We start from the raw sequence: 12596 nt of genomic DNA, 5'->3' as shown, positions 1-12596 counted from the left end.
GCAGCCCGTGCGGAAGGCGCCTGCATAACGGTCCCTGCGGCAAATGTATATTGCCTATTTGGGGAATCCGCCCGTTATGGGCAATAATTCTTGGTCAGGCGAGGACTTGCAGCACCACCGCCGAGGCGTAGATCGCGACCAGCAGGAGGCTCTCGATCCCGATCCGGGCCGGCCCGTCCTTCTGGCGCAGGATCAACCCGCCGAGCAGCACGCCCGTCATCATCAGTCCCGTCGCGAGCCAGTAGAGGTCCGACATCGAGACCGCGTGATACAGCGAGCCGTCGCGATAGGCCCCGTCGGAGAAGACGAGGAACAGCGTGTCGAAGGTGTTGCCGCCGATGATCCCGCCGATCGCCAGTTGCAACGCACCGCGACGGACAGCCGTCAGCGTCGTCACCAGTTCGGGCAGCGAGGTCACGACCGCCGTCAGCAGCGCGCCTACCAGCGACGAGCTGAGACTGAAGCGAGTGACGAATTCCTGCCCGGCTTGCGAAATGACCCATCCGCTGAAGCCCATGATGACCACTAGGCCCATGAAGACGAGGATCGGTCCGCGCGGCGAGCGGTTCGCCTCCTCTTCGTCTTCGGGCTCGTCACGGCGTGTCTCGCGGGTTTCGACCGGTTTCCACATCGGCGTCTCCGACACTTGGGTCGCGAGTTTCGTGCCGCCGAGATAGGCGAGGAACAGCACCACCGAGGCCGGGCTGATCCCCCAGATCGCGAAGTCGGGCGCGGCGGTCGCGGCGAGCGGGATCGACAGCAGCACGATCAGCATCACAGCCTGAAAAAGGTTGGCAGGCTCTGCTGCGGAATGTTCGAGATTGGCGCGTCGGTGCAGCATGTCGGCGAGCGCCAGAAAGAAGGTCTGCGCGGCGATCCCGCCCACGGCATTGGAAAAGGCGAAGCTCGCATCGCCCTGTGCGGCGACCGAGACCGAGACGACGATCCCCGACAGCGAGGTCGCGGCCCCCAGCACGATCCCGCCCGCCAGCGCTTCGCCCATCCGCGTGCGATCCGCGATCACATCGGCCAGCCCGGTCGCCTTGATGGAAGAGATGACGACGATCAGCCCGGCGAGGGTGAAGACGCCGAGCAGAAGCGGGGTCGAAAGAGAGGCGATCATGAAGGCTCCGGGGACATTGTTCGAAAAGCAACCGCGCAGCGCGCTCACGGTTCCGTTAAGTGCGCGACGGCCGAGCGCCTCTGCAGTGGGCTGGGGAGTCGACATGCCCAACAGAGACGTTAGTGTCGGCGCCAATCAGCGCGCGGGAGGACAAGCATGTTTATCGGATTGGATCTGGGCACATCGGGGCTGAAGGGTCTCTTGATCGACGAGGCGCAGCGCGTGGTTGCCGAGGCGACGCATCCGCTCACCGTCTCGCGCCCGCAGGAGGGCTGGTCGGAACAGGATCCCGCCGAATGGATCGCGGCGATGGAGGCGGTGCTCGGCTCGCTCGCGCAGCACGATCTGTCGGCGGTGCGCGGGATCGGGCTGTCGGGGCATATGCATGGCGCGACGCTGCTCGACGCGCAGGACGAGGTGCTACGACCCTGCATCCTGTGGAACGACACTCGCGCCTATCGCGAGGCGGCGGCGCTCGATGCGGATCCGCAATTCCGCGAGATCAGCGGCAATATCGTCTTCCCCGGCTTTACTGCGCCGAAACTTGTCTGGCTCGCCAAGCACGAGCCGGAGCGTTTCGCGAAAGTGGCGAAGGTGCTGTTGCCGAAGGACTACCTGCGGCTCTGGCTGACCGGGGAGCATGTCTCGGAGATGTCAGACGCCGCCGGGACGAGCTGGCTCGATACCGGCGCGCGCGATTGGTCGGATGCACTTCTGTCGGCGACCGGGATGCGGCGCGAGCAGATGCCGCGCCTCGTCGAGGGCTCGGACGTCTCCGGTACGCTGCGCCCGCAGATCGCGGCGCGCTTTGGTCTGCCGGAGGGCGTTGTCGTCGCGGGCGGCGGTGGCGACAACGCGGCGTCGGGCGTGGGCGTCGGTGTGGTAGCGGCGGGGCAGGCCTTCGTCTCGCTCGGCACCTCGGGCGTCCTGTTCGCCGCCGATGACGGCTACCGCCCCGATGCGGCGAGCGCGGTGCACAGTTTCTGCCACGCCTTGCCGCAGACATGGCACCAGATGGGGGTGGTGCTGGCCGCGACCGACGCGCTGAACTGGTATGCGCGGCTTCTGGAAAGCGACGCCAAGGAATTGACCGAAGGCCTCGGCCCGCTGCAGGCGCCGGGCAAGGCGCGGTTCCTGCCCTATCTCGGCGGAGAGCGTACGCCGCTCAACGATGCGGCGATCCGCGGCGCGTTCATCGGGCTTGAGCACGCGACCGATCGCGCCGCGACCACGCGGGCCGTGCTGGAAGGGGTGAGCTTCGCGCTACGCGACTGCCGCGATGCGCTGGCGGGCACCGGCACCCGGATCGAGACGCTGTTGGGCGTCGGCGGCGGTACGCGCTCGCGCTATTGGTGCGAGGCGATCGCGACCGCGCTCGACACGCCCGTCGCCCTGCCGGTGGCGGGCGATTATGGCGGCGCGTTCGGGGCGGCGAGGCTTGGGATGATGGCCGCGACCGGCGGTGGGCTGGATATCGCGAGCCCGCCCGAGATCGCCGCGACGATCGAGCCGGTCTCCGCGTTGCGCGAGGCGTTCGACGAAGGTTACGACCGCTACCGTCAGGCCGGTGCTGCGCTGCGGGGTTTGACCTGATCTACATCGCGCCGCGCGGTAGCGATCGGCGCGGCGTCGCGGAGATCAGCTCGAGAATTGCAGCCGGATCCGGTTCACATATTCCACGCCCGGTCGCAGGATCGCCGAGGGGAACTCGGGGTGATTGGGCGCATCGGGCCACGCTTGCGGCTCCAGACAGATCGCGTTGAAGCTGTCGCCGGACGGCGCGGTGTAGACCTGCAATCCGGGCTGGTTGCTCAGCATGGTCATGCTGCGTCCGGAGGCCGGATCGCTCAACACCGCCACCTCGCGCATCCCGCCGGAGCCGGTGCAGAAATTGTGGTCGAAGCCCGCGCCATCGGGCCCCAGCGCCGGGGCCGGTTCGCGGAAATCGAAGCGCGTGCCAGCCACGTCGCGCGGCCCGCCTACGGGGAGTTTCTCGCCATCAACCTCGAGAACCTGTTTGGCATTGAGCTTCAGTCGGTGATCGGCGATCGAGCCGCCGCCCGCGAGATTGAAATACCCATGCGAGGTCAGAGACACCGGGCAAGCGCGATCACAGCACGCGCGGTAAGTGATGCTCAAAGTTTCTGGGTCCGATACCGCGAAGCTCACCTCCGCGACGAGATTTCCGGGGAAGCCCTGATCGCCATCCGGGCTTTCGAGCCGCAGTGTCGCCGCGTTGATCCAATGCGCGACAACGGTCCAGTCGCATTGGTCGAACCCCTTGCCACCGCCGTGAAGGCAGTTCCCACCTTCGTTCGCATCTAGCTGGAACTGCTCGCCATCGAGCGTGAATTGCGCTCCGGCGATGCGGTTGGCATAGCGCCCGATCGTCGCCCCGTGGAAATCGCGTGTCTTCTGTTTCGGGTCGGGGCCGATGAGAAGCTCGACCGGACCGTCGTCGCTTGGCAGCACAACGCTTGTCAGTCGCGCGCCCTTTGGATCGATGCGCACCAGCATCCCTGATGCAAGCCCGATCTCCAGTTCTGATTCGTGATCGAACATGCTGTGTCCTGTCCGTTTCTCGACGAGGCTAACCTAGCGTAACCCTCTCTTCACGTTATGACTTTAATCTCGATCAATACCTGAGGCGAGTTAGCTACATCGCCACTTTCAGCGCTTTGGGCGCGGGCTGCACATCCCGAGCCACATCATACCCAACGCAATTGTTCCTTAAAAGTTTCGTGATGAGCACGCGGAATCTTGTGTGCAGAGGTATTCATGCTCGATTTTGCGCGAAAATTGATTATATCTGGCAATAACGAAAGTTAACGCGCCTTTTGGTGCACAAGCGACAGGCGCTAGCGGGAGTACGCAAAATGCCACAAGCAGTAGATCTCTTCGTGATCGGCGGCGGGGTGAACGGCTGCGGAATCGCGCGCGACGCGGCCGGACGGGGCCTGCGGGTGCGTCTGGCCGAGATGGGCGACCTAGCGCAGGCGACCTCTTCGGCCTCGACTAAGCTGTTCCACGGCGGGCTGCGCTACCTCGAATATCTCGAGATCAAACTGGTCCGCGAGGCGCTGTCCGAGCGCGAAGTGCTGATCCGCGCAATGCCGCATATCTCGTGGCCGATGCGCTTCGTGCTGCCCTATAGCGCCGATATGCGTTTCGAAAGCGATACGCCCGTCTCGAAAATGCTCTCCACCGTCATGCCGTGGATGAAGGGCAAGCGCCCGTCCTGGATGATCCGCTCGGGGCTGTTCCTCTATGACCATCTGGGCGGGCAGGGGCTGCTGCCGGGCACCAAGCGGCTCGACCTGCGCAATGCCCCGGAGGGCGCGCCGCTGAAGGACAGCTTCACCCATGCGTTCGAATATTCCGATGGCTGGGTGCAGGATGCCCGGCTCGTCGTGCTCAATGCTCGCGACGCCGAGGCGCATGGCGCAGACATTCGCGTACAGACCAAGGTGGTCGAGGCGCATCGCGACGGCGGCCATTGGGTGATTGTGACCGAAGGCCCGAACGGGCGCGAGGAACATATGGCCCGCGCCGTGGTCAATGCCGGTGGCCCGTGGGTCGAGCAGATCCTGAAAGGCACGATGGGCAGCGCCAGCCGCGAACATATCCGCCTCGTGCGCGGCAGCCATATCGTGACGCGCAAACTCTACGATCACGACAAATGCTACTTCTTCCAGGGTGCGGACGGGCGGATCATCTTCGCGATCCCCTATGAGCAGGACTTCACCTTGATCGGCACCACCGAGGCCGCCCATGAGGACTCGCCGCTCGCCGCCGAATGCACCGAGGCTGAGCGCGATTACCTGTGCGATTTCGCGTCCGAGTATTTCAAGGAAGAGGTCACGCCAGACGATGTCGTCTGGACCTATTCCGGCGTGCGCCCGCTCTACGAGGACGGGGCCAGTTCAGCCACGGCGGCGACGCGCGAATATGTGCTCTCGCTCGATGCACCCGCAGGCCAACCCGCGGCGCTGCACGTCTTTGGCGGGAAGATCACGACCTATCGCCGTTTGGCTGAAGACGCGCTCGGCAAGCTGCGCCCGCATCTGCCCGGCATGGGCGGTCAATGGACGAAAGGCGCGCGTCTGCCGGGTGGCGATTTCGCCCCCGAAGAGGTCGGCGCCAAGATCGCCAAGCTCTCGCAGGATTATCCCTTCGTGGATCGCAAATGGGCCGAGCGGATGATCCGCCATTACGGCACCGAGTCCTGGCACATCCTCGGCGATGCCAAGGCGCTGGGCGATCTGGGCCGCGATTTCGGCGGCACGCTGACCGAGGCCGAGCTGCGCTGGCTCGTCGAGAAGGAGTGGGCGCGCAAGGTCGAGGATGTGATCTGGCGGCGCACCAAGCTGGGCTTGCGGCTCGATGCCGATCAGGTCAACTCTGTCGCCGCGTGGCTGGAGGAGCACGCGGCCTGAGGCGCGAAACGGGAGGACTCCATGACCTATATTCTGGCAATCGACCAAGGCACCACGTCGTCGCGTGCGATCGTCTTTGACGATGCGCTGCACCCCGTGGCGAGCGCGCAGGAGGAATTCACGCAGCACTTCCCGCGCTCGGGCTGGGTCGAGCATGATGCCGAGGAAATCTGGGAAAGCGTTCTGGCGACCGTGGGCGTTGCCATCGAGAAGGCCGGGATCAAGGCCTCCGACATCTCCGGCATCGGCATCACAAACCAGCGCGAGACGACGCTGGTCTGGGATCGCGAGAGTGGAAAGCCGATCCATAACGCCATCGTCTGGCAGGACCGCCGCACCGCCGAATTCTGCCGCGCGCTGCGCGAGGACGGGTTCGAGGACACGGTGACCGCGCGCACCGGGCTGATTGTGGACCCGTATTTCTCGGCCACGAAACTGCGCTGGCTTCTGGAAAATGTCGACGGCGCGCGCGAGAAGGCCGAGGCGGGCAAGCTCGCCTTCGGAACCATCGACAGCTGGCTGATCTGGAAGCTGACCGGCGGCAAATCGCATGTGACGGATGCCACGAATGCCGCGCGCACGATGCTCTACGATATCGCCAAGGGCCGCTGGTCGACGACCATCGCGGCCAAGCTCGGCGTGCCGATGGAGATGCTGCCGGAGGTGAAGGATTGCGCGGCGGAGTTTGGCGTGACGCAGTCCGACCTGTTCGGCGCGGAAATCCCGATCCTCGGCGTCGCGGGCGACCAGCAGGCCGCGACCGTGGGGCAGGCCTGCTTCAAGCCGGGGATGCTGAAATCGACTTATGGCACCGGATGTTTCGCGCTTCTCAATACCGGCGATCAGATGGTGCGCTCGGAGAACCGCCTGCTGACGACCATCGCCTATCAACTTGATGGCAAGGTCACCTACGCGCTCGAAGGCTCGATCTTCGTCGCGGGGGCCGTGGTGCAATGGCTGCGCGACGGGCTGAAGATCATCGAAGCCGCCGATCAGACCCAGGCGCTGGCCGAGCAGTCCGACCCCGAGCAGGACGTGATCATCGTGCCCGCCTTCACCGGCCTCGGCGCGCCTTACTGGAACCCCGACTGCCGCGGCGCGGTCTTCGGCCTGACCCGCAGCTCCGGCCCGGCCGAGTTCGCCCGCGCGGCGCTGGAATCGGTGGGCTTCCAGACCCGCGACCTCTTGGAGGCGATGCAGGCCGATTGGTCCGACGACGCGCGCCCGACCCTGCGCGTCGATGGCGGGATGACCGCCTCCGATTGGGCGATGCAGTTCCTGTCCGACATCCTCGGCGCGCCTGTCGATCGGCCAAAAGTGCTGGAGACAACGGCACTCGGCGCGGCATGGCTCGCGGGCTACAAGGCGGGGATTTATCCCGAGCCGGAAGAGTTCGCGAAGGGCTGGGCGCTCGATCGCAACTTCGCCCCCGCGATGGACAAGGCCACCCGCGAAGCCCGGTATGCCGAGTGGAAGAAAGCGGTCGCCGCGGCGATCTCGATCACTCAGTAGCAGCCCGAGTGATCTTCGCCCCAACTGGCGATATAGATCACAGACGGGGTGCGCCCGTAGCCGCAGACGAAGACATAGACGCCGAAGGGCTGCCCCGCGCGGACCATTTGCGTGAAACTGCCCCGCGTATCGCCGCCCGCCTCGACCATCGCGGGGATACGCGCCCGCGTGGCGCGATCCGCGAAGACCGGATCGGACTCGTCGCGCGCATCCCTTAGCCCGAAGCGATGATAATTCGCCCGATCCTGCTGCAAGGCCGCACCGAGAGATCTCAGGGCCGCGCCCTTCGAATTCCGCATATCCTGCGGGCCGATGAAGGCGGAGTAGGCTGCAATCTGGGTCCAGTCCTGTGCGGCTGACAGGCCGGGAAATCCAATGAGCGGCAGGGGGATGATGGCGATAAGACGAAGTAATTGGCGCATGGGAGGGCCTCCGGGCAGAGCGGAAAGGGCAGGGTACGCAATGTCTTGATGCCCGAAATCATGCCAAGGGCCCTCAAATCGCGCAACGATTCTGTGCCCCGCCTGCCAAGCCCTCTCCAACGCCGAGAGAGGGCTTTCCCTTTCGCGCGTTTTGCTCTTTCTTGTCCCGATCCGACCCGATGACAGGAGCCACCTAATGACCCGCTACCCCCGCGACCTGCGCGGCTATGGCCGCACGACCCCCGATCCGCATTGGCCGGGCGAGGCGCGCGTGGCGATCTCGATGGTGCTGAACTTCGAAGAGGGCGGCGAGAACAACGTCCTGCATGGCGACGCGGCCTCCGAGGCGTTCCTGTCCGATATCGCGGGCGCCGCGCAGTGGCCCGGTCAGCGGCACTGGAACATGGAGTCGATCTACGAATACGGCGCGCGCGCAGGCTTCTGGCGGCTGCACCGGCTGTTCACGGGGCTGAACGTGCCCCTGACGATCTATGGCGTCGCGACCGCGCTGGCCCGCGCGCCCGAACAGGTTGCCGCGATGAAAGAGGCAGGCTGGGAAATCGCCTCACACGGCCTGAAATGGGTCGAGCACAAGGATATGGCGGAAGACGAAGAACGCCGCCAGATCGCCGAGGCGATCCGCTTGCATACGGAAGTCGTCGGAGAGCGTCCGCGCGGCTGGTATACCGGGCGCTGCTCGGCCAACACGGTGCGGCTGACTGCCGAAGAAGGCGGCTTCGACTGGATCTCCGATACCTATGACGACGATCTGCCCTATTGGCTCGAGGTCGGCGCGCGCGACCAGCTCGTGATCCCCTACACGTTGGAAGCCAATGACATGCGCTTCGCCACCGCGCCGGGCTATATCGAGGGCGAGCAGTTTTTCCAGTATCTCAAGGACAGCTTCGACACGCTCTATGCCGAAGGGCTGGACGGCGCGCCGAAGATGTTCTCGGTCGGCCTACACAACCGGCTGATCGGGCGGCCCGGCAAAGTCGCCGGGCTGAAGCGGTTCCTCGATTACGCGCTCTCGCATGAGGGCGTCTGGTTCGCGACCCGTGGAGAGATCGCCGCGCATTGGGCTGCGACCCACCCCCACACGCGCCGCGAACGCCCGAGCCAAATGAGCCGGGAGCGTTTCGTCGAAGCCTTCGGCGGCATCTACGAACATTCGCCCTGGATCGCGCAGCGTGCCTTCGATCTGGAACTCGGCCCGGCGCATGATTGCCTCGAGGGCGTGGCCTCGGCGCTGGCCCGCATCTTCCGCTCGTCCTCGGAGGCCGAACGCCTCGGCGTGCTGAGTGCGCACCCCGATCTCGCAGGCAAACTCGCTCAGGCCAAGCGCCTCACCGCCGAGAGCACATCCGAGCAAGCCAGCGCCGGGCTCGATGCGCTGACCGATGAAGAGCGCGCCACATTCGAGGGGCTCAACACCGCCTATACCGAAAAATTCGGTTTCCCCTTCATCATCGCCGTAAAAGACAATACGAAGGCGTCAATCCTCCACGCCTTCCGCCGCCGGCTTGACCAAGACCGCGAGACGGAATTCCGTGAGGCCTGCAAACAGGTCGAGCGGATCGCGTGGCATCGCCTGAACGCCATGGACCTTTGATGGAATACACCTATTACGCCCCGACGGGCGGTTTGCCCGATCAGAACCAGCGCGCCCGCGAGCGCGCGCAATTCAACACTTCCTACGCGGTGATCCCGCGCGGGGTGCTCTCCGACATCACCATCTCGCTGCTGCCCGGCTGGCAGAATACCCGCGCCTGGGTGCTCGCCCGTCCGCTCTCCGGCTTTGCCGAGACCTTCGCCGAACTGGTCGTCGAAGTCGCGCCGGGCGGCGGCTCGGATAATCCCGAACCCGACCCCGAGGGCCAAAGCGTGATCTTCGTGCTCGCCGGTCACATCCGCCTCGTGATCGAGGGCGTCGGCCATGAGCTGGACGCGGGCGGCTACGCCTATCTCGCGCCGGGCGCGCAATGGTCGGTCGCCAACGATCAGGACACGCCCGGCACCTTCGTCTGGGTCCGCAAACGCTACGAGCGCGTGCCCGGCATCGACGCGCCCGAAAGCTTCGTCACCGCCGATCAGGACAAGCTGCCGCTCGAGATGCCCAATACCTCGGGCTACTGGTCGACCTCGCGCTTCGTCGATCCGAACGACCTGCGCCACGACATGCACGTCAATATCGTGACCTTCATGCCGGGCGGCACCATCCCCTTCGCGGAAACCCACGTGATGGAGCACGGCATCTTCGTGCTGCAGGGCCGGGGCGTCTATCTGCTCAATCAGGACTGGATTGAGGTCGAAGAGGGCGACTTCATGTGGCTGCGCGCCTTCTGCCCGCAAGCCTGCTACGCCGCGGGCCGCCGCCCGTTCCGCTACCTGCTCTACAAGGACGTGAACCGCCACCCGAAGCTCGGCTCGCCTTTCCCGGGCTGACCTTTCGGCTTGGTCCAAATATCCCGGGGGTGAGGGGGCAGCGCCCCGTCTCTTTCCCGCGCAACCGGAGGCCCGCGATGCAGATCAAAGCCGAACGGCTCACGCCCGAGGCCTTCGCGCCCTTCGGTGATGTACTCGATGCCGCAGGCGACCCCGACAAGATCATCAATGCGGGGCTTTGCGGGCGCTATCACGACCGCGCACAGCTCGATTTCGGGGCGGAGACGGGCGGTCGCGCCGGTATTTCGATCTTCAAGGCAGAGCCGCGCGCGCTGCCCTATCTCTGCGATCTGCTGGAGCGGCATCCCGAAGGCTCGCAGGCCTTCATTCCGATGAGCGCGGACCCGTTCCTCGTGATCGTCGCCCCCGATGCGGATGGTAAACCCGGCACGCCGCGCGCGTTTCTCACCAATGGTGCGCAGGGGATCAACCTCCATCGCGGCACCTGGCACGGGGTGCTCACGCCGCTCGCAGCGCCTGGTCTCTTCGCCGTGGTCGATCGGATCGGCGAGAGCGCGAACCTCGAAGAGCATCCGCTGGACACCCCCTTCACCGTCACCGCCTGACCCTTCGTCAAAGGGGGCATGGACACTTCCGCCGAACTTTCCCAAGCTGCGCCAAATCGTTTTGGGGAGGAGCAAGAATGAAAACGCGGATCGCACTTCTGCGCGAAATGGGCAAAGCGCGCCCCTATTCCGACAGCAAGCCGCTGGAGATCGTCGAGGCCGAGCTGGACGATCCCGGTCCCGGCGAACTGCTCATCAAGATGTCGGCTGCGGGACTGTGCCACTCCGACCTGTCCGTCATCAACGGCGATCGCCCGCGCGACATGCCCGTGGCGCTCGGCCATGAGGCGGCTGGCGTGGTCGAGGCGGTCGGCCCGTATGTCACTCGCTTCGCGCCGGGCGATCACGTCGTGCTCGTCTTCGCGCCGTCCTGCGGCCATTGCGTGCCCTGCGCCGAGGGGCGGCCTGCGCTTTGCGAGCCTGCCGCCGTCGCGGCGGGCAAGGGTAGCCTGATCACCGGATCGAAACGCATCTCGGTCGCGGGCGAGCATGTGAACCACCATATCGGCGTGTCGGCCTTCTCGGATTACGCAGTCGTCTCCGAGGCCTCCTGCGTGAAGATCGACAAGTCAATCCCGCTCGATCAGGCGGCCCTTCTGGGCTGCGCGGTGCTGACTGGCGTCGGCGCGGTGCTGAACTCGGGCGGGCTGAAGACCGGGCAAAGCTGCGCGATCATCGGCCTTGGCGGCGTCGGCTTGGCGGGGCTTCTGGGCGCGGTTGCGGCGGGCGCGCGCACCGTGGTCGCCGTCGATCTGGCCAAGGACAAGCGCGACCTCGCGCTGAAACTGGGTGCGACCCATGCGATCGACCCGACCGAAGAGGGCGCAGTGCAAAAGCTGCGCGATCTCACCGGCGGCGGCGTCGATCTCGCGGTCGAACTGGCTGGCGCGGCCCCGGCGCTGCAATTCGCCTATGCCATCACCCGGCGCGGCGGCACCACCGTCACGGCGGGCCTGCCCAATCCGCAGGCGGAGTTCAAAATCCCCGCCGTGTCGCTGACCGCGAATGAGCACGCGCTGAAAGGCTCTTACATGGGCTCCTGCGTGCCGGTCCGCGACATCCCGCGCTTCGCGCAGATGATGGTGCAGGGGCAGCTGCCGATCCCCGATCTGATGACCCATCGCCTCAAGCTCGAAGACATCAACGAAGGTTTCGAGCGGCTTGCGGCGGGCGAGGCGATCCGGCAGGTCATCGTCTTCGACTAAGCGCCGATCTCGGCCCGCAACCAATCGCGGAAGGCGCTGACATGCGGCGCCTCCCGCGCGCGCTCGGGCAGGATCAGCGCGTAATTCTCGCCCGTGGCAAACCGGCGCGGCGTCGCCTGGACCAGCCGCCCCGAGGCCAGCGCCCCTTCGGCGATGATCGCGGGCACCAGCCCCAGCCCCATCCCCGCGCTCGCCGCATCGAGGATCATGTCGAAATGATCGAACCGCGCGCCGCGCAGGATGTGCCGCGCGTCGCGCCCGCTTTCGCGAAACCAGTCGAGCCAGAGCGTCGGGCGCGTCGATTGCTGCAACAACGGCAAGGCCAGTAGCGCGTCATCTTCCAGCGCCGCACGCCCCGCCATCAGGTTCGGCGCGGCCACGACGATCAACTCCTCCGCCACCAGATTTTCGACCTCCGCCCCTGCCGGTTCATGCCTTGAGCGCATGATCGCCAAATCGAAAGGCTCATGCTCGAACTCCATGGGCAAGAGCCGCGCGCTCAGATCGAGGCTCACCTCCGGCTGCGCGGCTTCGAAGCCCGCCAGCCGCGGGATCAACCACGAGCGCGCAAAGCTCGGCAGCACCGCCATGCGCAGCACCGCCCGCGCGCCGCCAAAGGCCATCGCCCCCATCGCAGCCCGGTCGATCTGGCCCAGAATTTCCTCTGCCTGCGCGAGAAAAACCTGACCCGCAGGCGACAGAGACAGCCGCTTGCGCACCCGGTCGAACAGCGCCACGCCCAGCCGCTCTTCCAACGTCCCGAGCGAACGCGACACCGCGGATTGCGTCAGGTTCAGCTCCGCCGCCGCCCGTGTCGTCGTGCCCAAGCGCGCACAGGCGGCGAAGGCCTGCAGCTCGTTGATCGTCGGGGTATAGCTCTTGCGCAT

Annotated in this window: 11 protein-coding genes; 7 read left to right on the top strand and 4 right to left on the bottom strand. The window is 65.8% G+C overall.

Annotated features, from left to right (window positions below):
- Nucleotides 1–94 precede the first annotated feature (94 nt).
- Nucleotides 95–1123: a sodium:calcium antiporter gene (locus BMI91_RS07165; RefSeq protein WP_078604413.1), complete on the bottom strand. Its 1029-nt coding sequence runs from the start codon at nt 1121–1123 to the stop codon at nt 95–97.
- 156 nt (nt 1124–1279) lie between these two features.
- Between BMI91_RS07165 and xylB the strand changes: the two genes are divergently transcribed.
- Nucleotides 1280–2716 (top strand): xylulokinase, encoded by a 1437-nt coding sequence (xylB, locus tag BMI91_RS07160; RefSeq protein WP_078604412.1) that lies wholly within the window; start codon nt 1280–1282, stop codon nt 2714–2716.
- Nucleotides 2717–2761: 45 nt separating this feature from the next.
- Here the strand turns inward: xylB and BMI91_RS07155 are convergent, their stop codons facing one another.
- Complete coding sequence (locus tag BMI91_RS07155) at nt 2762–3685, bottom strand: aldose epimerase family protein (RefSeq protein WP_078604411.1); 924 nt, start codon at nt 3683–3685, stop codon at nt 2762–2764.
- Nucleotides 3686–3999: 314 nt separating this feature from the next.
- Between BMI91_RS07155 and glpD the strand changes: the two genes are divergently transcribed.
- Complete coding sequence (gene glpD / locus BMI91_RS07150) at nt 4000–5559, top strand: glycerol-3-phosphate dehydrogenase (protein WP_078604410.1); 1560 nt, start codon at nt 4000–4002, stop codon at nt 5557–5559.
- Nucleotides 5560–5580: 21 nt separating this feature from the next.
- The gene (glpK, locus tag BMI91_RS07145; RefSeq protein ID WP_078604409.1) at nt 5581–7071 is read left to right on the top strand and encodes a glycerol kinase GlpK; all 1491 of its coding nucleotides are present in this window, start codon (nt 5581–5583) and stop codon (nt 7069–7071) included.
- Here the strand turns inward: glpK and BMI91_RS07140 are convergent.
- Nucleotides 7065–7493, bottom strand: a complete 429-nt coding sequence (locus tag BMI91_RS07140; protein WP_078604408.1) for a hypothetical protein — start codon at nt 7491–7493, stop codon at nt 7065–7067. The genes glpK and BMI91_RS07140 overlap by 7 nt on opposite strands.
- A 196-nt stretch (nt 7494–7689) precedes the next feature.
- Here BMI91_RS07140 and puuE point away from each other — a divergent pair, with 196 nt between their 5' ends.
- The 4 genes from puuE (at nt 7690) to BMI91_RS07120 (ending at nt 11709) form a co-directional block, all read left to right on the top strand.
- Nucleotides 7690–9105 carry an allantoinase PuuE gene (gene puuE / locus BMI91_RS07135; RefSeq protein WP_078604407.1) on the top strand — a complete coding sequence of 472 codons (1416 nt, stop codon included), beginning with the start codon at nt 7690–7692 and terminating at the stop codon, nt 9103–9105.
- Nucleotides 9105–9938 carry a bifunctional allantoicase/(S)-ureidoglycine aminohydrolase gene (locus BMI91_RS07130; RefSeq protein WP_078604406.1) on the top strand — a complete coding sequence of 278 codons (834 nt, stop codon included), beginning with the start codon at nt 9105–9107 and terminating at the stop codon, nt 9936–9938. Before puuE ends, BMI91_RS07130 begins: the two co-directional genes overlap by 1 nt.
- 77 nt (nt 9939–10015) lie before the next feature.
- Nucleotides 10016–10504, top strand: coding sequence for an ureidoglycolate lyase (locus tag BMI91_RS07125; RefSeq protein WP_078604405.1), 489 nt, complete (start codon nt 10016–10018; stop codon nt 10502–10504).
- Nucleotides 10505–10581: 77 nt separating this feature from the next.
- Nucleotides 10582–11709 carry a zinc-dependent alcohol dehydrogenase family protein gene (locus BMI91_RS07120; protein ID WP_078604404.1) on the top strand — a complete coding sequence of 376 codons (1128 nt, stop codon included), beginning with the start codon at nt 10582–10584 and terminating at the stop codon, nt 11707–11709.
- Here the strand turns inward: BMI91_RS07120 and BMI91_RS07115 are convergent.
- The gene (locus BMI91_RS07115) at nt 11706–12596 is read right to left on the bottom strand and encodes a LysR substrate-binding domain-containing protein (protein WP_078604403.1); all 891 of its coding nucleotides are present in this window, start codon (nt 12594–12596) and stop codon (nt 11706–11708) included. The two genes, BMI91_RS07120 and BMI91_RS07115, sit on opposite strands and share 4 nt — an antisense overlap.

It is taken from the genome of Thioclava sediminum (genome assembly GCF_002020355.1).
GTDB lineage: Bacteria > Pseudomonadota > Alphaproteobacteria > Rhodobacterales > Rhodobacteraceae > Thioclava > Thioclava sediminum.
This window is presented reverse-complemented; position numbering and strand designations above follow the sequence as displayed.